The organism is Agromyces allii (assembly GCF_009749385.1).
Lineage (GTDB): Bacteria > Actinomycetota > Actinomycetes > Actinomycetales > Microbacteriaceae > Agromyces > Agromyces allii.
This window is the reverse complement of record NZ_WBIN01000004.1, coordinates 1-18,394: the sequence shown is the minus strand read 5'-3', so window position 1 is coordinate 18,394 and position 18,394 is coordinate 1. Positions and strand designations below refer to the sequence as shown.

The following is an 18,394-nucleotide window of genomic DNA, read 5'->3' as shown; positions in this document are numbered from 1 at the left end:
CCATGCAGGCCTGGCTCTTCCTCGCGTCGGCATTCGTGCTCGTCGCGTTCGGCGGTCTCATGGCGGCCGTCGACGCAGCCCTCGGCGCCACCAGTCGGGCGGATGTCACCGAGCTCGCGTTCGGCTCCCGTTCACGTCGTTCGCTGCTGGCCATCGCCGATGACACGGGTGCGCACGTCAACGCCGTCAACTTCGTGCGCATCATCGCCGAAACCACGGCGGCCGTGCTCGTCACGCTCGCGTTCGTGTCGTTCCTCGACAACGTGTGGTGGGTGCTGCTCTGGTCGGCGCTCATCATGACGGCCGTCTCGTTCGTGCTCGTGGGCGCGAGTCCGCGCAGCGTCGGCCGTGCGCACGCGCCCGTCGTGCTGCGGTTGACCGCCCCGGTCGTGCACTTCCTGCGCGTGCTGCTCGGGCCGCTCGCGAACGCCCTCGTCGGCCTCGGCAACCGGGTGACGCCCGGACGCATCCGCTTCGCGGGCGTGTCGAGCGAGGAGCAGCTGCTCAGCATGGTCGACGAGGCGACCGAGCTCGAGGTGCTCGAAGAGGGCGACCGCGAGCTCATCCACTCGATCTTCGAGTTCAACGACACGGTCGCACGCGAGGTCATGGTGCCGCGCACCGACATGGTCACGATCGAGTCGACGGCGCATCTGCCGCAGGCGATGGCCCTGTTCCTGAACGCCGGCTACTCGCGCATCCCCGTGATCGAGCAGGACGCCGACGACGTCGCCGGCATCCTGTACCTGCGCGACCTCGCGCGGCTCGGATTCGAGCGTCCGCTCGATGCCGCCGACCTCACCGTCGGCGAGCTCGCACGCCCGGCCGTGTTCGTTCCCGACTCGATGAAGGCCGACGCGCTGCTGCGGCAGATGCAGCTCGAGTCGAACCACCTCGCGATGGTCGTCGACGAGTACGGTGGCATCGCGGGCCTGGTCACCCTCGAAGACGTGATCGAAGAGCTGGTGGGCGACATCTCCGACGAGTACGACCGCGAGGCCGCGCAGATCGAGGAGCTCGAGCCGGGCCGGTTCCGCGTGAACGCGCGCCTGCCCATCGACGAGCTCGGCGAGCTGTTCGGCCTCGAGCTCGACGACGAGGACGTCGACTCCGCGGGCGGCCTGCTCGCGAAGGAACTCGGCCGCCTCGCCCAGCCGGGCGAGACGGCGGTGGTCTCCGGGCTCGTGCTGAAGGCCGAGCGCACCGAGGGCCGCAGAAAACGCATCTCGACGATCCTCGTCGAACGCGATCAGTCCCTGATCGACGCCCAACTGGCGTTCGAGTCCGGAGACGCCGATGGAAGGAAGAACCGTGGCTGAGTACCGCGCAGGATTCGTCTCGTTCGTGGGGCGCCCGAACGTCGGCAAGTCGACGCTCACGAACGCGCTCGTCGGCGAGAAGGTGGCGATCACGAGCTCGAAGCCGCAGACGACGCGTCGCGCGATCCGCGGCATCGTGCACCGCGAGAACGGACAGCTGATCCTCGTCGACACGCCGGGACTGCACCGCCCGCGCACGCTGCTCGGCGAGCGGCTCAACTCGCTCGTGCAGTCCACGCTCGGCGACGTGGACGTCATCGCGTTCTGCGTTCCGGCGAACGAGCCGATCGGTCCGGGCGACCGGTTCATCAACGAGCAGCTCGACCAGTATCCGCGCGCGAAGAAGGTCGCGATCGTCACGAAGACCGATGCCGCGGGCAAGGCGAAGATCGCCGAGCAGCTGCTCGCGGTGTCCGAGCTGCGCGAGTGGGACGCCGTCATCCCGGTCTCGGCGCCGCGGGGCGAGCAGCTCGACGTGCTCGTCGACGAACTGCTCTCGCTGCTGCCGACGTCGAGCCAGCCGCTCTACCCGGCCGAGATCCTCACCGATGAGGACACCTCGGAGCGCATCGCGGAGTTCATCCGCGAGGCCGCGCTCGAGGGCGTGACCGATGAGCTGCCGCACTCGATCGCCGTCGTCGTCGAGGACATGGTCGAGCGTGAGGACAAGGACCTGCTCGAGATCTACGCGAACCTCTACGTCGAGCGCGACAGCCAGAAGGGCATCATCATCGGCAAGGGCGGTTCGCGTCTGCGCGAGGTCGGCGCCACGGCCCGTGCCCAGATCGAGGGCCTGCTCGGGCGCAAGGTCTACCTCGCGCTGCACATCAAGGTCGCGAAGGACTGGCAGCGCGATCCGAAGCTCCTCGGCCGCCTCGGGTTCTGAACCGCGCCGGGCGACTCGAGCGTCCGACCGTGTGGGGCGTCGGATGTGTCGGCCGGCGGCCGGCCCGTACGACTCGAGGATGATTCGCGTCGGCTGACGCGGCATCCGGTGCACGCAGCGCGTACGGTGGATCGGTGCCCGAGAACCGCATCAGCCGCGCCAAGCTGACGACCGACATCGTCCTCGCGGGCGTGTTCGGCCTCATGTCGCTGCCGTTCGCGCTCATGGGCAACTGGGCCGACCTCGTCGCCATGGCCCTCTTCGTCTCGGCACTCGCGGTGCGTCGCCTGGCTCCGGCATGGTCGCTCGGCATCGCGTGGTGCGCGGCGACCGTGCAGATGGCCGCCCTCCGCGACCTGCAGTTCTACGACTTCGCGGTGCTCGGCGTGCTCTACTCGACGGCCGCGCACGGCGGACGGCTCGTGAAGTGGCTCGGGCTCGTGTCGGCGGGCGTCGGCGCGCTGATCGCCACGGTCTACCTGCAGGTGCTCATGCCGATCTTCGGCGACACCAGCGGACTCACGCCCGAGAACCTGATCGCCGCCGCCTTCATCCTCGTCGCCTCGCTCGCGCTGCTCGTGCTGGCCTGGACGGCCGGCCTCCTGGCGAGGTCCGTTCGAGAGGGGCGCGAGGTGCGGCGGCGCGAGGAGGTCGCGAACCGCGAGCGCGCGCTCGTCGAGTACCGGTACACGGTCGAGCAGGAACGCAACCGCATCGCACGCGACATGCACGACGTCGTCGCGCACTCGCTCGCGGTCGTGATCGCGCAGGCCGACGGGGCGCGCTTCGCGGCGAAGACCCGGCCCGACGCGGCATCCGAGGCCCTCCAGACGATCTCGGGCGTCGCGCGGGGGGCGCTCGGCGACGTGCGGGTGCTGCTCGCCGAACTGCGGCATCGCGAGGGCGGCGCGCCGCAGCCCGTGCTCGACGACCTCGGCGAGCTCATCGAGGGCGTCGTCGCAGCCGGACTCGACGTGCGCCGCGTCGAGACGGGCGAGCCGTGCGAACTCGGCACGGGCCACCAGATCGCGGTGTACCGCATCGTGCAGGAGGCGCTCACGAACGCCCTGCGCCACGGCGACCCCGGCGCGCCCGTCGAGGTGCGCTTCGACTGGACGCCGACCGGCGTGTCGCTCATGATCGCCAATCGCCTCGCGGATGCCGCGGGCGGGCCGGGCACGACGGCCACCGGTGCCACGGCGACCGGGCCGACGGGCGCGAGGCACGGCATCACGGGCATGCGCGAGCGTGCGCAGCTCGTGGGCGGCACGCTGAGCGCCGAGCCCGGCGGCGACGGCGTGTTCCGCGTCGTCGCGAGCATTCCCGCGCAACCGAGGAGCACCGCATGAACGCCATCCGAGTCGCGCTGGTCGACGACCAGGCGCTGTTCCGTTCGGGCGTGCGGATGCTCGTCGAGTCGCAGCCCGACCTCGAGGTCGTCGGCGAGGCGGGCGACGGCGCGGCCGGGGTCGCCCTCGCGGCGACGACCCGACCAGACGTCGTGCTCATGGACGTACGGATGCCGCAGCTCGACGGCATCCAGGCGACCGAGCGCATCCTCGCCGAGGCCGAACGGGCCGGACGGCGGGCACCGCGCATCCTCGTGCTCACGACGTTCGACCTCGACGAGAACGCGGCGAAGGCGATCCGCGCGGGGGCGAGTGGATTCGTGCTGAAGGACGCCGACCCCGAATTCCTGCTCGCGGCGATCCGCACCGTGCACCAGGGCAACCAGGTCATCGCGGCGAGCGCGACGCGCGAGCTGTTCGCGCATCTCGCGCGCGGGAGCGGACGCCGCCCGGCGCCGACTTCGTGGGCCGAGCTGACGCCGCGCGAGCGCGAGATCTTCGGCTTCGCGGCCCGCGGCCTCTCGAACTCCGAGATCGCGGCATCCGAGTTCCTGTCGGAGGCGACCGTCAAGACGCACGTGAGCCGGATCCTGGCGAAGCTGGGTCTGCGCGACCGTGTGCAGCTCGTCGTCTTCGCCTACGAGCACGATCTCGGCACGTCGGATCATCCTGCAGGATGACGCAGGGCCATCCCATGGCCCGATGACCCGTGCGGGCCGGCGTCCGTAGCGTCGAAGGCATGCAGATCCATCCTTCAGACCTCGGACTCATCGCACGCGTCACCAACCTCGGCAAACGGTACGGAACCGGCCCCGGCGCGGTCGCGGCCCTCGACGACGTCTCGCTCGGACTGCGTCGTGGGGAGTTCACCGCGATCATGGGCCCGTCGGGCTCCGGCAAGTCGACCCTCATGCACATCATGGCCGGCCTCGACTCGCCGACCTCGGGCCGGGTGTGGCTCGGCGACACCGACATCACCGACCTGCCCGACGGCGAGCTCACGGTGCTGCGACGCCGACGCATCGGGTTCGTGTTCCAGTCGTTCAACCTCGTGCCGACGCTCGACGTGCGCGCCAACGTGCTGCTGCCGTTCGAGCTCGACGGTCGCCGCCCCTCGAAGGACGAGCAGGCGTGGATCGACGAGCTGCTCGACACCCTGGGGCTCGCCCCGCGCGTGAAGCACCGCCCGCACGAGCTCTCGGGCGGACAGCAGCAGCGCGTGGCGATCGCCCGCGCCCTCGCGACGCGGCCCGACCTCGTGTTCGCCGACGAGCCGACGGGCAACCTCGACTCGCGCACGGGCCGGGAGGTGCTGTCGCTGCTCGCGTCGGCGTCGTCACGTACGGGCCAGTCGATCGCGATGGTCACCCACGACCCGGTCGCGGCGAGTCACGCCGACCGCATCCTGTTCCTCGCCGACGGCCGCATCGTGCGCGACACCGCGCGCTCGACGCCCGAGGAGATCAGCTCGTACATGCTCGCGATGGAGGCTGCCGCGTGACCCGCCTCAAGGACCTGCTGCCGACGCTGCTCGTCGCCACGCTCGCTGCGGCGTTCGGCGTGGCCCTGCTCCAGATCACGGGCATCCTGACCGCCGTCATCACCTCGGAGAACGGCCTCGCGGAGAGCGGCACGGTGCAGCTCATGCTCGGTCTCGTCGCGGGCGTGTTCATCACGATCGCGGTCTACGTGAGCGCGGTCGTCACCGGCAACACCGTCGCGACGGTCGTCGCCGGCCGCACGCGGCTCATCGCTCTGCTGCGGCTGATCGGCTCGAGCGCGGGCGCGCAGCGCGCGGCGATCGCCCGCGAGGGGCTGCTCGTGGGGCTCGCCGGTGCGGTGCTCGGCGCCCTGGTCGGGTCGGCGGCCGCGTGGGGCATCGCCGAGATCGGCATGGCGCAGGGCAGCATTCCGCGAGTGACGTACTCGCTCGTCGATCCGCTGCTGCTCGTGCCGATGGTCGCGGTCGCCCTCACCACGTGGCTCGCGGCGTGGACCGGCTCGCGCCGTGTACTCGCGGTGCGTCCGGCGCAGGCGCTCGGCAATGCGACGGAGGCCGACTTCGACGAGGTCTCCTCGCGCCGGGGCCGCGCCGTCGCGGCGTGGATCCTCGGGGTGCTCGGCGCGGGGCTGCTCGTGCTCGGCGTCGTCGTGGGCCTCGTGCGACCCGAGGGCGTGCTCATCGGCCTGCTCGGCGGCATCCTCTCGTTCACGGCCATCGTGCTCGCAGCGCACCGGGTCATGCCGCCCGTGCTGCGCGTGGTCGGCCGGCTCTTCGGCGACCGCCCCGCCGCACGCCTCGCGGCCGAGAACGCCGTGCGGCACCCCGAACGCTCCTCGCGCATGACGATCGGCCTCGTGATCGGCGTGACGCTCGTCACGACGTTCGCGGTCACGATGGAGACCTACCGGCACATGCTGCTCATCGCCACCGACGACCAGCCCGAGCTCCAGGACGCGCTCGGCCCGGTCATCGACGGCACCGTCGCCGTGTTCTCGACGCTCATCGGGTTCAGCGCCGTGATCGCGGCCGTCGGGCTCGTCAACACCCTGTCGATCAGCGTCATGCAGCGCACGCGCGAGCTCGGCCTGCTGCGCGCGCTCGGGTTCGACCGCCGCCAGATCCGCGTGATGGTGCTCGTCGAGGCCGCGGCGCTCACGGTCGCCGCGACACTCACGGGCCTCGTGCTCGGCATCGCCTACGGATGGGTCGGCGCGCAGTCGATCCTCGGGTCGGTGGGTTCGGGCCCCGGCATCGTCGCCCCGGTGATCCCGTGGCCGATCGTCGCGATCGTGGTGGGCGCCGCCGCGCTCCTCACGCTCGCGGCATCCGTCGCCCCGATGCGCCGCGCGGCGCGCGTGTCGCCGGTGGTCGCGCTCGCGGTCGACTGAGCGCGACGGGCCGGATTTCGCGGCGAGTGGGCGCCGCGTCGAGACGTCCTCCGCACGGGGGTGCGGAGGCGGGGAAGAGTGCGGACGGATGCCTCGGGGGAGGCATCCGTCCGCACGGTCGTGCGCGCCGGCTCGCGGCAGTGTTAGCCTTGGTGCGTGTCTTACGGCCTGCTTCTCCTTAGCTGCCGCAGCGAGTCCTAGTTTCCAGGCCTCCCTCGCTGCGGAGTTCGTCGTCGGCTGAACGCATCCGAGAAGCGAGAAGAGCACCTCATGAAGAACACCCAGAAGCCCTCGGCGATGCCCGTCCACCGGTATCGCCCCTTCCACGAACTGATCGCCGTGGACCTGCCCGACCGCACCTGGCCGTCCAAGCGCATCGAGGTCGCCCCGCGCTGGTGCGCCGTCGACCTGCGTGACGGCAACCAGGCGCTCATCGACCCGATGAGCCCCGAGCGCAAGCGCATCATGTTCGACCTCCTCGTCAAGATGGGCTACAAGGAGATCGAGGTCGGGTTCCCGAGCGCGAGCCAGACCGACTTCGACTTCGTGCGCAGCCTCATCGAAGAGGGCGCGATCCCCGACGACGTCACCATCCAGGTGCTGACGCAGGCGCGCGACCACCTGATCGAGCGCACCTACGAGTCGATCCAGGGTGCGAAGCAGGCCATCGTGCACCTGTACAACTCGACGAGCATCCTGCAGCGCGAGGTCGTCTTCCGCACCGACCGCCAGGGCATCATCGACATCGCCCTGCACGGCGCGCGCAAGTGCCGCGAGATGGAGTCGACCGTCCCGGGCACCGACGTGTACTACGAGTACTCGCCCGAGAGCTACACGGGCACCGAGCTCGAGTTCGCCGTCGACGTGTGCAACCAGGTCATCGAGATCTTCGAGCCCACGCCCGAGCGCAAGGTCATCATCAACCTGCCCGCCACCGTCGAGATGGCGACGCCCAACGTCTACGCCGACTCGATCGAGTGGATGAGCCGTCGCCTGGCGCACCGCGAGAACGTGATCCTCTCGCTGCACCCGCACAACGACCGGGGCACCGCGATCGCGGCCGCCGAACTCGGCTACATGGCCGGCGCCGACCGCATCGAGGGATGCCTCTTCGGCAACGGCGAGCGCACCGGCAACGTCGACCTGGTCGCCCTCGGCATCAACCTGTTCACGCAGGGCATCGACCCGCAGATCGACTTCTCCGACGTCGACGAGGTCAAGCGCACGGCCGAGTACTGCAACCAGCTGCCCGTGCACGAGCGCAGCCCGTGGGCCGGCGACCTCGTCTACACGGCGTTCAGCGGATCGCACCAGGACGCGATCAAGAAGGGCTTCGAGGCCATGGCCGCCGAGGCCGAGCGTCGCGGCGTCACGGTCGACGAGCTCGAGTGGGCCGTGCCCTACCTGCCCGTCGACCCGCGCGACCTCGGTCGCAGCTACGAGGCCGTCATCCGCGTGAACTCCCAGTCGGGCAAGGGCGGTGTCGCGTACCTGCTGAAGAACGACCACGCGCTCGACCTGCCGCGTCGCCTGCAGATCGAGTTCTCGGGCGTCGTGCAGGCCAAGACCGACGAAGAGGGCGGCGAGGTCTCGAGCGACGCGATCTGGGCCGTCTTCACCGACGAGTACCTGCCCGCGCCCGCCGAGCAGCCCGACGAGAAGTGGGGCCGTTTCGAGCTGCTGTCGCTCCGCACCGAGAGCGACCTCACGGGCGAGGTCCGCGTGCGCGTCGGCCTCCGCGACGGCGACGAGCGCGTCGACGCCGAGGGCAGCGGCAACGGACCCGTCGCGGCGTTCCTGTCGGTGCTCGGCGCCGAGGGCGTCGACGTGCGCGTGCTCGACTACAGCGAGCACGCCATGTCGTCCGGCGGCGACGCCGTGGCCGCGGCCTACGTCGAGTGCCAGGTCGGCGACCGCACGCTCTGGGGCGTCGGTCTCGACGCCGACATCTCCACGGCATCGCTGAAGGCCGTCGTCTCGGCCGTCAACCGCGCGATCCGCGCACGGGTCGCGGTCGACGAGCTCGAGGCCGTCGGGGTCTGATCCGAACGACTGATGCCGCGAGCCGACGCCGGCTCGCGGCATCCGTCGTCTCAGCCGCCGTTCGCTGCTCGGGGCCGGCCGTGCGCGATCGCGGAAGCGTCGGTCCGCGGGCCGTCGCGGTCAGTTGCGGATGATGGGGAGCATGCCCGTCTCGGTCGCGACCTTGCGCCGGTAGAGCATGCGCTGCTCGGGCAACGAGACGTCGAAGATCACCGCGAGCCAGCGGATGACGGCCGTGACGGCGACGCAGACGATGCCGCCCACGAAGAGCGGCACGCCGAACAGGTCGAGCGCGGCGAGCACGATGCATCCGGCTCCGGCGGCGACCGCGTAGAGCGACCCGACGTGCATGATCGCGATGGGCAGGCCCATCAGCATGTCGCGGAGCACGCCGCCGCCGGCTGCTGCGGCCACGCCGACGAACACCGCGGGCAGGATCGGCAGCCCGAGTGCGAGCGCCTTGGAGGTGCCGAGCGCGCCGAACATCCCGATGACGATGGCGTCGAGGCCGACGATCAGGCCGTTGACCTTCGTGAGCGGCCCGGCCAGGAGCATGCCGAGGAGCGCTGCCGCGATCGCGACGATCAGGTACCAGTTGCTCTGCAGCGCCCGCAGCGGCTCGTTGAGCAGCAGGTCGCGGATCATGCCGCCGCCGAACCCCATGACGATGCCGACGAGGGCGACACCGAGCAGGTCGAGCCGACGCTGACCCTGGAACCCAGACGCGAACAGGGCGCCCTGCACGCCGCCGAGTCCGACCGCCGTGAGATCGAGCCAGAGGGGGATGAAGAACTGCTGGGTTTCCACGAGGCAAGTGAACCAGACGGATGCCGCATGCGCGCCATCCGCGCGGTGCGCCGTGCCGTCGGCGGCGGGTGGGAGAATGAAGGGTGCCCGTCTACCGAGATGAAGCCGTCGTGCTGCGCACCCACAAGCTGGGTGAGGCCGACCGCATCGTCACGCTCCTCACGAGGCGGCACGGCAAGATCCGCGCGGTCGCGAAGGGCGTGCGGCGCACCGGTTCGAAGTTCGGGGCCCGCCTCGAGCCGTTCATGGTCGCCGACCTGCAGCTCTACGAGGGCCGAACGCTCGACGTCGTGACCCAGGCCGAGTCGCTCGGCTCGTACGGCGCCGAGATCAGCGCCGACTACGAGGCCTACACGGCGGCCAGCGCCATGGTCGAGGCCGCCGACAAGCTGACCGAGTCCGAGGGCTCGCTGCAGCAGTACCTGCTGCTCGTCGGCGCGCTGCGGTCGCTCGCGCGCGGCGAGCACGGCGCGACCCTCACGCTCGACTCGTACCTGCTGCGCGCACTCGCGCTCGCGGGCTGGGCGCCGAGCTTCGAGGACTGCTCGCGCTGCGGCCGTCCGGGCGAGCACACGGCGGTCGTCGTGCAGCTCGGCGGCGTGGTCTGCGACGAGGAGTGCGCGCCGCCCGGCACCCCGCGCATCGCCCGCTCGACGGTCGCGCTGCTCGGCGCGCTCCTCGCCGGCGACTGGGCCTTCGTCGACGCCTCGGCCGTGGGCGACCGCAACCAGGCCAGCGGCATCGTCGCCGCCTACACCCAGTGGCACCTCGAGCGCGGCCTCCGCTCGTTGCCGCACGTCTCGAGAGAAATCACCGCACCGTGACCCCCAAGCCCTACACGCACCGCGACGCCGTCGCCTACAAGCCGCTCGACTGGACCGGCGTGCACCCGCCCGCGTTCCCGAAGGGCGCCGTGCCGAACCACGTGGCGATCGTCATGGACGGCAACGGCCGCTGGGCGAATCGCCGTGGGCTCACGCGCATCGAGGGGCACAAGGCGGGCGAGGCGGCGCTGCTCGACGTCGTGGCCGGCGCCATCCAGGCCGGCGTGAAGCACCTCTCGGTGTACGCCTTCTCGACCGAGAACTGGAAGCGCAGCCCCGACGAGGTGCGGTTCCTCATGGGCTACAACCGCGACGTGCTGCACCGCCGACGCGATCAGCTCAACGAGTGGGGCGTCCGCATCCGCTGGGCCGGTCGCAAGCCGCGACTCTGGGCCTCGGTCATCAACGAGCTGCAGTTCGCCGAGCGGCTCACCGCCGGCAACGACACCCTGACGCTCACGATGTGCGTCAACTACGGCGGCCGCAACGAGATCACCGACGCGGTGCGCTCGATCGCCGACGACGTGGCGGCCGGCCGGCTGAAGCCCTCGGCGGTGTCCGAGAAGCTGATCGCCAAGCGCCTCTACGTGCCCGAGATGCCCGACGTCGACCTGTTCGTGCGGAGCTCGGGCGAGCAGCGCACCTCGAACTTCCTGCTGTGGCAGTCGGCGTACGCCGAGATGGTCTTCCTCGACCAGCTCTGGCCCGACTTCTCGCGCACCGATCTCTGGCAGGCGATCGAGCTCTACGCGTCGCGCAATCGGCGCTTCGGCGGTGCGGTCGACGCACCGACGGCCGGTTGACCCGCGGCGAGCCAGCGCTCGGCCTCGCGCGGGTTCGCGAGGCGCACGACGTCGAGCGACGGATGCCGTGAGGCCGCGTCGGCCACCTGCCCGCGCCAGGTCGGGTGCGTGCGCCACGCCCACCGGATGATGTGGTCGCGGTCGGTGAGCATGGTGGCGAGCGGGGCCTCCCGGTTGCCGTTCCAGAGTTCGGTGCGGCGGATGCGGCGGCGGAGGGTTCGGCGGACGACCCGCGCCATCACGACCGTGCGCGAGTAGTCGAGGAACACGATCGTCGTGGCACGCTCGGCGCCGGCTCGTGGCTGCGGCATCCGCTCAGCGCTCGTCTTCGGCCGGTTCGCCCGGGGTGCCGAGCAGGTCGGGCAGCAGCCCGCCGGTCGCCTCGACGAAGCGCGCACCGAGATCGGCGTCGCGGTGCACGAGCGTGTAGCCGCGCCTGAGCGCGAGGTCGCCGAGCGGATGCCACGCCAGATCGGCTTCGCGGGCCTCGGCGTTCGTGCAGAGCACGAGGTCGCCGTCGCCGATCGCCCTGGCCACGGCCGTGACGAGCGAGGTGGCGACGCGCAGGTGGTCGGTCGCGAGGCCTGCGCCGTTGCGCACGCGTTCGAGGCGGTCGCGCACGTTCGGCACGTCGTCTTCCGGCTGCAACCAGAGGCGGCGTCGCTCGGGCGTTCCGCGGCGGGGGCGCAGTTCGGCGAGGTAGAAGGGCTCGTCGCCCGAGTCCGCACCGCGCGCGAATCCGACGCCGAGCGGCGTCGACCAGTCGGCGCGTTCGGGCTCGACGTGCTGGAGCGAGAGCTGGGCGCGGCCGGAGCCGATCCACTCGGCGCGTTCGCGCGGGGCGCCCTCGAGCAGCTCGACCGAGAGTGCGCGGTCGGCCGCGGCCGCGCAGAGGCGTGCGGCCGCCGCGGGGGAGAGGTGGCGCGGCACCGCGAGTGTGATCGGCAGCGCGCGGGCGTGATCGGCGTCGTCGGCGAACTCCTGTGCGGCCACCACGAGCCGGGTCGCGCCGGGCAGCACGCTGCGGCCGAACGCGGTGAGGGCGACGCGGCGCGACGTGCGTTCGAAGAGGCGGGCCCCGAGGTGCGCCTCGAGGGCGGCGATGCGGCGGCTCGCGACGGACTGGGTCACGCCGGTGCCGATCGCACCGGCCGTGAAGCTCTCGCGGTCGGCGACCGAGACGAACGCCTCGCACGCCGAAAGGAGGTCGAAGTTGCGCGGCATGCATGCGATTCTGGCATGGATGCCGCGTGTCGGATTCTCGCCGCGCATGCGCCTGCCGTGGCGGCACGCCGTCGATGCGCCGCTCGAATCGATCCGTGTCGCCGATACGCTGGCCGCGTGACCGACTCAGCTTCCGCCGCCTCCGCACGCCGCGTCGATACCGCACCGAGAGGCTTCGTCCTCCTCTGGGCGGTGCTCCGCGTGGCGATGGCCGTCGCGATCATCGCCGCCACGATCGTGACCTATCAGGGGTCGTACGGCTTCTGGATCGAGGAGGCGTTCGAAGACCTCGTCACGCTGAACGTCAACTTCTTCAGCTACTTCACGATCGAGTCGAACCTGCTGGCCGCCCTCGTGCTGTTCCTCGGTGCCGTGTTCGCCTTCGGCGGGCGACTGCCCGACCCCGAGTGGTTCGCCGTCGTGCGCGGGTGCGCGACGACGTACATGGCGGTCACGGGCATCGTCTACAACCTGCTGCTCCGCGGCCTCGCGGTGACGGGCGGCGGCGACTCGCAGCCGTGGACCAACGAGGTCATGCACGTGATCGCCCCGATCTTCCTCGTGCTCGACTGGCTCTTCGCCCCCGGTCGCCCGCGGCTCGCGTGGAGCCGCATCTGGATCATCATCGCGTTCCCCATCGCCTGGGTCGCCTACACGCTCCTGCGCGGCCCGCTGGTCTACGACCAGGTGAAGGCCGTGCAGACCTGGTACCCGTATCCGTTCCTGAACCCCGAGCGTCAGGCCGACGGATACCTCGGGGTCGCGTTCTGGGTGGTCGTGATCGCGGCGGTGTTCGCCGCGGTGGCCGCTCTGGTCGTGTGGGTCTCGCGACGGTGGTCGAGCGCTTCGGACGGCGCGCGAGCCGTCACGGCATCGGCCGCGGCATCCGACGTCCGGGATCTTCCGGGCGATGCCGGGAATACGCATGCGTCCGCATCGGTTCGACCTGAGCGTGAGTGAACCCATCAAGATCGACATCTGGTCCGACATCGCCTGCCCCTGGTGCTACATCGGCAAGCGCCATCTGGAGGCCGGAATCGAGGCGCTCGGCGCCGACGCACCCGATGTCGAGATCGAGTACCACTCGTTCGAGCTCTCGCCCGACACCCCGCTCGACTTCGAGGGGTCGACGGTCGAGTACCTCGCCGATCGCAAGGGCATGCCCGTCGAGCGCGTCGAGCAGATGCTCGAGCACGTCACGGGCGTCGCCGCGAACGCGGGCCTCGACTACCACTTCGAGAAGGTCGCGCACACGAAGACCCTGAAGGCGCACGAACTGCTGCACTTCGCGAAGGCGAACGGCAAGCAGCTCGAGCTCAAGGAGCGCCTGCTCAAGGCGTACTTCGTCGAGGGAGGTCGCGTGAACCGCATCGACCAACTCGTCGGCTACGCGGCAGAGGTCGGCCTCGACGCCGACGCCGCGCGTGACGCGCTCGAGTCGGGCCGGTACGCGTCCGACGTGCAGGCCGACATCGCCCAGGCGGGCGCGTACGGCATCAACGGCGTGCCGTTCTTCGTCATCGACGGCAAGTACGGCATCTCCGGCGCGCAGCCGGCCGAGGTCTTCTCGCAGGCGATCGCGCAGATCTCCGGCGAGCGCGTCGCGTGAGCGACGCCGTGGCGAACGGCACGCCCGTGGCATCCGACCCGGCGATCCGGCCGACGGATGCCGCGGCGTCGCCGTTCACGATGGTGGCGGGCGACCCGTCGGCGATGGTGTGCGAGGGCGACGTCTGCTTCGTGCCGGGCGCGACGCCCGAAGCGTAGTCGCCCGCCGAGGGGCCGCGCCTATTCGGGGTCGCTGAGGTCGGCCACGACCGCGTCGAGCGCCTCGATGAGCCGGTCGGCGTCGACGAACAGGCTCCGGCCGTGCTCGCCCGCGCCCATCGAGACGCGGCGCCCGACGACGGACTCGTCGATGTAGACCGGCCATGCCGTCGTCGACCCGAGCGGCGTGATCGTGCCGCGCTCGTAGCCGGTCGCGGCCAGCGCGAGCGAGGCGTCGGGCAGCTGCAGCTTGTTGACGCCGACGAGCGCGCGCAGCTTCGGCCACGAGATCTTGCGACCGCCGGGCACGAGCGCGAAGAGGTAGGTGTCGTCGCTGCGCTTGACGACGAGCGACTTGACGATGTCGGCGGGCGTGATGCCGAGCAGTTCGGCGGCCTCCTCGAGGCTCCGGGCGGCCGGTCGCTCGATGATCTCGACGTCGAGGCCTCTCGCCGCCGCGTCGGCTCGCACCCGTTCGGAACCAGGGATCGTCTCGCTCATTCGTCCTCCACCGCTCGTCTGAGGGAGATCCTACGGCCGGCCGATCGGGCTGGGGGCGGGATGTCAGGGGATTCTGGGAGAATCGACCGTGATGTCACTCACTTCCACGACCCCCGCAGGCCCGCTCACCATCGGGGGCCTCGAACTCGACGTGCCCGTCGTGCTCGCCCCGATGGCGGGCATCACCAACACGGCGTTCCGTCGACTGTGCCGCGAGTTCGGCGCCGGCCTCTACGTCTCCGAGATGATCACCTCGCGCGCGCTCGTCGAGCGCACCCCCGAGTCGATGCGCCTCATCACGCACCACGAGTCCGAGACGCCGCGCTCGATCCAGCTCTACGGCGTCGACCCGAAGACCGTCTCAGAGGCCGTCACGATGCTCGTCGCCGAAGACCGCGCCGACCACATCGACCTGAACTTCGGATGCCCCGTGCCGAAGGTCACGCGCAAGGGCGGCGGCGCCGCGCTTCCATGGAAGACCGGGCTGTTCCGCGACATCGTCGAGGGCGCGGTCACGGCCGCGGGCGACATCCCGCTCACCATCAAGATGCGCAAGGGCATCGACTCCGACCACCTCACGTACCTCGAGGCGGGTCGCATCGCCGAGGGCGCCGGCGTCGCCTCGATCGCCCTGCACGCGCGCACGGCCTCCGAGTTCTACTCGGGCCACGCCGACTGGGCGGCCATCGGCAAGCTGAAAGAGACCGTCACGGGCGTGCCCGTGCTCGGCAACGGCGACATCTGGTCGGCCGAAGACGCGCTGCGCATGGTCGCCGAGACCGGCTGCGACGGCGTGGTCGTCGGTCGCGGATGCCTCGGCCGGCCGTGGCTCTTCGGCGACCTCGCGGCGGCGTTCCGCGGCGAGACGCAGAACTTCCATCCGTCGCTCGGCCAGGTCGCGCAGACGTTCCGACGCCACGCCGAGCTGCTCACCGAGTTCTTCGACTCCGAAGAGCGCGGCTGCCGCGACATCCGCAAGCACGTCGCCTGGTACTTCAAGGGCTACCCGGTCGGCGGAGACCTGCGCGCGAGGCTCGCGACCGTCGAGTCGCTCGCGCAGCTCGACGACCTGCTCGGCACGCTCGACTGGTCGATGCCGTATCCGGGCGAGGGGGCCGAGGGGCCGCGCGGCCGCGCCGGCACCCCGAAGAAGCCCGCCCTGCCCGACGGCTGGCTCGACTCGCAAGAACTCGCGGGGCACGACCGCACGACCCTCGTCGACGCCGAGCTCGACACGAGCGGCGGCTGAGGGTGGCATCCGAGCGACTCTTCGGCGGCTACCACGACGTCGACACCGAGCGCCAGCATCCAGAAGAGCACACGAACCGACGCAGCGACTTCGCGCGCGATCGCGCACGCCTGCTGCACTCCAGCGCGCTGCGCCGCCTCGCGGCGAAGACGCAGGTGCTGAGCCCCACCGCCGGGCTCGACTTCGCGCGCAACCGGCTCACGCACTCGCTCGAGGTCGCGCAGGTCGGGCGCGAGCTCGCGTCCTCGCTCGGGCTCGACCCCGACGTGGTCGACACCGCCTGCCTGGCGCACGATCTCGGGCATCCGCCGTTCGGGCACAACGGCGAGAAGGCCCTCAACGTCTGGGCGGCAGACATCGGCGGCTTCGAGGGCAACGCGCAGACCCTCCGCATCCTCACGCGGCTCGAGCCCAAGGTGTTCGACGCCGAAGGGCGCGGCTACGGTCTCAACCTGACGCGGGCGAGCCTCGACGCGAGCTGCAAGTACCCGTGGCCCGAGGCGACGTCGGTCGCCGATCCGAGCGGGCGTGCGAAGTTCGGCTTCTACCGCGACGACCTCGAGGTGTTCACGTGGCTCCGCCGCGGGGCGCCCGAGCGCCGGCTCTGCATCGAGGCCCAGGTCATGGACCTCTCCGACGACATCGCCTACTCGGTGCACGACTTCGAAGACGCGATCGTGAACGGCTACATCGACGTCGAGAGCCTCGGCGAGCGGGTCGACCACGACGCGCTCGTCACCTCGATGTACGAGTGGATCGGCGGGGCGTTCTCGCACGACGAGCTCATCGCCGCGTTCGACCGCCTCGACTCGCTCGACGGCTGGATGGACTCGTGGAGCGGCAGCCGCCGCGACCAGGCGCAGCTGAAGAACCTCACGAGCCAGCTCATCGGCCGGTTCGCGCGGGCGGCCACCGAGGCGACGCGTTCGGCGTTCCCGCTGGCGAGCCTCATCCGGTTCGACGCCGATGTCGTCGTTCCGCGCGAGGTGCAGGCCGAGATCGCCGTGCTCAAGGGCATCGTCGCCGCGTTCGTGATGTCGCGCAACAGCCGCCAGCCCATCTACACGCAGCAGCGCGAAGTGCTCGTCGAGCTCGCCGACGCGCTGTTCGCGACCGGCGAGCGCGATCTCGATCCCGGGTTCGCCGAAGACTGGGCCACCGCATCCGACGACACGGCCCGGCGCCGCGTCATCGTCGACCAGGTGGCCAGCCTCACCGACCAGTCGGCGTTGGCCTGGCACGAGCGCCTCGTTCGTCGGTGATGCCGCGGGCGAACTCGGCATCCGGCCGCCCCGAGTCGCGTCGCACCGGCATCCGCCCGGCTGCGGCGATCTAGGATGAGAGCCATGGCCGGCCGAATTCGACAGAGTGACGTCGATGAGGTGAAGGCCCGAACGAACATCGCCGATATCGTCGGCGATCACGTGAGCCTGAAGTCCGCGGGCGTCGGGTCGATGAAGGGCCTCTGCCCCTTCCACGACGAGCGCAGCCCGAGCTTCCACGTGCGGCCGGCACTCGGCTACTACCACTGCTTCGGCTGCGGCGAGTCGGGCGACGCGTACACGTTCCTGCAGCGCATGGACCACGTCTCGTTCACCGAGGCCGTCGAGCGCCTCGCCGGCCGTCTCGGCTACGAGCTGCACTACGAAGACGGCGGCCAGGCGAGCGATCACGGCAACCGTGCACGGCTGCTCGCCGCGAATCAGGCCGCCTCCGAGTTCTTCACCGAACAGCTCGGCACGAGCGAGGCCGAGGTCGGTCGCCGGTTCCTCGGCGAGCGCGGCTTCGACGCCGAGGCGGCCCGACGGTTCGGCGTCGGCTTCGCACCGAAGAGCTGGGACGCCCTGACGAACCACCTCAAGGGTCGCGGCTTCTCGAGCGAGGAGCTCTCGGCGGCCGGCCTCGTGTCGCAGGGCGACCGCGGCGTGTACGACCGGTTCCGCGGCCGGCTCGTGTGGCCGATCCGCGACGTCACGGGGCAGACCGTCGGGTTCGGCGCCAGGCGCCTGCTCGACGACGACAACGGCCCCAAGTACCTGAACACCCCCGAGACCGCGATCTACCACAAGGCGCAGGTGCTCTACGGGCTCGACCTCGCCAAGCGCGAGATCTCCAAGTCGCACCGCGTGGTGGTCGTCGAGGGCTACACCGACGTCATGGCCTGCCACCTCGCAGGGGTGACGACGGCCATCGCCACCTGCGGCACCTCGTTCGGCGTCGACCACATCAAGGTGCTGCGGCGCGTGCTCGGCGACGACTCCGGCGTCGGCGAGGTCGTGTTCACGTTCGACGGCGACGCCGCCGGGCAGCAGGCCGCGATGCGCGCCTTCGCCGAGGAGCAGCGGTTCGCCGCGCAGACGTTCGTGGCGGTCGCGCCCGACGGACTCGATCCGTGCGACCTGCGCCTCGCGCGAGGCGACGGCGCGGTGCGCTCGCTGGTCGACTCCCGCACGCCGCTGTTCGAGTTCGTGCTCCGGCACACGGTCGAGCGCTACGACCTCGAGACCGTCGAGGGGCGGGTCGCGGCGCTTCGCGCGGCGGCGCCCGTGATCGCCGACATCCGCGACCCCGCGATGCGTCCGGGGTACACGCGCGAGCTCGCGCGCATGCTCGGCGTCGAGCTCGGCGAGGCGACCAGGGCCGTGCGGCAGGCGCAGTCGCGTCCCCGTGACGGAGGCGCCGGCGCGCGGGGTTCCGGCCGCGACGGCGGCGCGCGCGACGGCGGGGCCG

20 protein-coding genes are annotated in these 18,394 nt (G+C 71.1%); 16 read left to right on the top strand and 4 right to left on the bottom strand.

From position 1 onward, the window contains the following. Positions 1-2: 2 nt before the first annotated feature. From GQR16_RS06445 to leuA, 7 genes are all read left to right on the top strand, one after another. On the top strand, positions 3-1,319 hold the full coding sequence (locus GQR16_RS06445) for a hemolysin family protein (RefSeq protein ID WP_157414340.1): 1,317 nt from the start codon (positions 3-5) through the stop codon (positions 1,317-1,319). Then, positions 1,297-2,205 (top strand): GTPase Era, encoded by a 909-nt coding sequence (gene era / locus GQR16_RS06440; RefSeq protein ID WP_157414339.1) that lies wholly within the window; start codon positions 1,297-1,299, stop codon positions 2,203-2,205. Before GQR16_RS06445 ends, era begins: the two co-directional genes overlap by 23 nt. 134 nt (positions 2,206-2,339) lie before the next feature. Then, positions 2,340-3,554 (top strand): sensor histidine kinase, encoded by a 1,215-nt coding sequence (locus GQR16_RS06435; RefSeq protein WP_246200589.1) that lies wholly within the window; start codon positions 2,340-2,342, stop codon positions 3,552-3,554. Then, positions 3,551-4,234, top strand: a complete 684-nt coding sequence (locus GQR16_RS06430) for a response regulator (protein WP_157414338.1) — start codon at positions 3,551-3,553, stop codon at positions 4,232-4,234. The genes GQR16_RS06435 and GQR16_RS06430 overlap by 4 nt, the downstream gene beginning before the upstream one ends. A gap of 59 nt (positions 4,235-4,293) precedes the next feature. After that, the gene (locus GQR16_RS06425) at positions 4,294-5,055 is read left to right on the top strand and encodes an ABC transporter ATP-binding protein (protein WP_157414337.1); all 762 of its coding nucleotides are present in this window, start codon (positions 4,294-4,296) and stop codon (positions 5,053-5,055) included. Continuing rightward, positions 5,052-6,446 (top strand): ABC transporter permease, encoded by a 1,395-nt coding sequence (locus GQR16_RS06420; RefSeq protein ID WP_246200587.1) that lies wholly within the window; start codon positions 5,052-5,054, stop codon positions 6,444-6,446. The genes GQR16_RS06425 and GQR16_RS06420 overlap by 4 nt, the downstream gene beginning before the upstream one ends. Positions 6,447-6,716: 270 nt before the next feature. Beyond that, positions 6,717-8,489, top strand: coding sequence for a 2-isopropylmalate synthase (leuA, locus tag GQR16_RS06415; RefSeq protein WP_157414336.1), 1,773 nt, complete (start codon positions 6,717-6,719; stop codon positions 8,487-8,489). 120 nt (positions 8,490-8,609) lie between these two features. Here the strand turns inward: leuA and GQR16_RS06410 are convergent, their stop codons facing one another. After that, positions 8,610-9,296: a trimeric intracellular cation channel family protein gene (locus tag GQR16_RS06410; protein WP_157414335.1), complete on the bottom strand. Its 687-nt coding sequence runs from the start codon at positions 9,294-9,296 to the stop codon at positions 8,610-8,612. Positions 9,297-9,379: 83 nt separating this feature from the next. On the opposite strand from GQR16_RS06410, the gene recO reads away from it, so the two are divergent. Next, entirely contained in the window at positions 9,380-10,120 is a 741-nt protein-coding gene (gene recO, locus GQR16_RS06405) for a DNA repair protein RecO (RefSeq protein ID WP_157414334.1), read from the top strand. Next, positions 10,117-10,923 carry an isoprenyl transferase gene (locus tag GQR16_RS06400; protein WP_157414333.1) on the top strand — a complete coding sequence of 269 codons (807 nt, stop codon included), beginning with the start codon at positions 10,117-10,119 and terminating at the stop codon, positions 10,921-10,923. The genes recO and GQR16_RS06400 overlap by 4 nt, the downstream gene beginning before the upstream one ends. On the opposite strand, the gene GQR16_RS06395 is transcribed toward GQR16_RS06400, so the two are convergent. Continuing rightward, positions 10,866-11,234, bottom strand: a complete 369-nt coding sequence (locus tag GQR16_RS06395) for a hypothetical protein (RefSeq protein ID WP_157414332.1) — start codon at positions 11,232-11,234, stop codon at positions 10,866-10,868. The genes GQR16_RS06400 and GQR16_RS06395 overlap by 58 nt on opposite strands. A gap of 4 nt (positions 11,235-11,238) precedes the next feature. Then, positions 11,239-12,147 (bottom strand): LysR family transcriptional regulator, encoded by a 909-nt coding sequence (locus GQR16_RS06390; protein WP_170298430.1) that lies wholly within the window; start codon positions 12,145-12,147, stop codon positions 11,239-11,241. Between GQR16_RS06390 and GQR16_RS20050 the strand changes: the two genes are divergently transcribed. From GQR16_RS20050 to GQR16_RS06375, 4 genes are read left to right on the top strand one after another with little or no spacing between them, the layout of a single operon-like run. Beyond that, on the top strand, positions 12,146-12,268 hold the full coding sequence (locus GQR16_RS20050) for a hypothetical protein (RefSeq protein WP_281351375.1): 123 nt from the start codon (positions 12,146-12,148) through the stop codon (positions 12,266-12,268). The genes GQR16_RS06390 and GQR16_RS20050 overlap by 2 nt on opposite strands. Then, positions 12,265-13,107 carry a Pr6Pr family membrane protein gene (locus GQR16_RS06385; RefSeq protein ID WP_157414330.1) on the top strand — a complete coding sequence of 281 codons (843 nt, stop codon included), beginning with the start codon at positions 12,265-12,267 and terminating at the stop codon, positions 13,105-13,107. Before GQR16_RS20050 ends, GQR16_RS06385 begins: the two co-directional genes overlap by 4 nt. Then, positions 13,100-13,756 carry a DsbA family oxidoreductase gene (locus GQR16_RS06380; protein ID WP_157414329.1) on the top strand — a complete coding sequence of 219 codons (657 nt, stop codon included), beginning with the start codon at positions 13,100-13,102 and terminating at the stop codon, positions 13,754-13,756. Before GQR16_RS06385 ends, GQR16_RS06380 begins: the two co-directional genes overlap by 8 nt. Continuing rightward, entirely contained in the window at positions 13,753-13,914 is a 162-nt protein-coding gene (locus GQR16_RS06375) for a hypothetical protein (protein WP_157414328.1), read from the top strand. Before GQR16_RS06380 ends, GQR16_RS06375 begins: the two co-directional genes overlap by 4 nt. A gap of 21 nt (positions 13,915-13,935) precedes the next feature. Here GQR16_RS06375 and GQR16_RS06370 read toward each other — a convergent pair whose 3' ends face one another. Then, positions 13,936-14,415: an aminoacyl-tRNA deacylase gene (locus tag GQR16_RS06370; RefSeq protein ID WP_157414327.1), complete on the bottom strand. Its 480-nt coding sequence runs from the start codon at positions 14,413-14,415 to the stop codon at positions 13,936-13,938. 91 nt (positions 14,416-14,506) lie between these two features. Between GQR16_RS06370 and dusB the strand changes: the two genes are divergently transcribed. The 3 genes from dusB to dnaG all read left to right on the top strand — a co-directional run. After that, on the top strand, positions 14,507-15,664 hold the full coding sequence (gene dusB / locus GQR16_RS06365; RefSeq protein ID WP_157414326.1) for a tRNA dihydrouridine synthase DusB: 1,158 nt from the start codon (positions 14,507-14,509) through the stop codon (positions 15,662-15,664). A gap of 2 nt (positions 15,665-15,666) precedes the next feature. Beyond that, the gene (locus GQR16_RS06360; RefSeq protein WP_211373460.1) at positions 15,667-16,926 is read left to right on the top strand and encodes a deoxyguanosinetriphosphate triphosphohydrolase; all 1,260 of its coding nucleotides are present in this window, start codon (positions 15,667-15,669) and stop codon (positions 16,924-16,926) included. A gap of 84 nt (positions 16,927-17,010) precedes the next feature. Then, positions 17,011-18,394 (top strand): DNA primase (gene dnaG / locus GQR16_RS06355; protein ID WP_157414325.1); only part of this gene is annotated, 1,384 nt, incomplete at its 3' end.

Bases quoted from the DNA above. Each gene is read 5' to 3' on its own strand.
- GQR16_RS06425 (WP_157414337.1), top strand. From the start codon at position 4,294: ATGCAGATCCATCCTTCAGACCTCGGACTCATCGCACGCGTCACCAAC.
- GQR16_RS20050 (WP_281351375.1), top strand. From the start codon at position 12,146: ATGCATGCGATTCTGGCATGGATGCCGCGTGTCGGATTCTCGCCGCGC.
- GQR16_RS06430 (WP_157414338.1), top strand. From the start codon at position 3,551: ATGAACGCCATCCGAGTCGCGCTGGTCGACGACCAGGCGCTGTTCCGT.
- GQR16_RS06445 (WP_157414340.1), top strand. From the start codon at position 3: ATGCAGGCCTGGCTCTTCCTCGCGTCGGCATTCGTGCTCGTCGCGTTC.
- GQR16_RS06395 (WP_157414332.1), bottom strand. From the start codon at position 11,234: ATGCCGCAGCCACGAGCCGGCGCCGAGCGTGCCACGACGATCGTGTTC.
- GQR16_RS06370 (WP_157414327.1), bottom strand. From the start codon at position 14,415: ATGAGCGAGACGATCCCTGGTTCCGAACGGGTGCGAGCCGACGCGGCG.
- GQR16_RS06390 (WP_170298430.1), bottom strand. From the start codon at position 12,147: ATGCCGCGCAACTTCGACCTCCTTTCGGCGTGCGAGGCGTTCGTCTCG.
- era (WP_157414339.1), top strand. From the start codon at position 1,297: ATGGAAGGAAGAACCGTGGCTGAGTACCGCGCAGGATTCGTCTCGTTC.
- dusB (WP_157414326.1), top strand. From the start codon at position 14,507: ATGTCACTCACTTCCACGACCCCCGCAGGCCCGCTCACCATCGGGGGC.
- leuA (WP_157414336.1), top strand. From the start codon at position 6,717: ATGAAGAACACCCAGAAGCCCTCGGCGATGCCCGTCCACCGGTATCGC.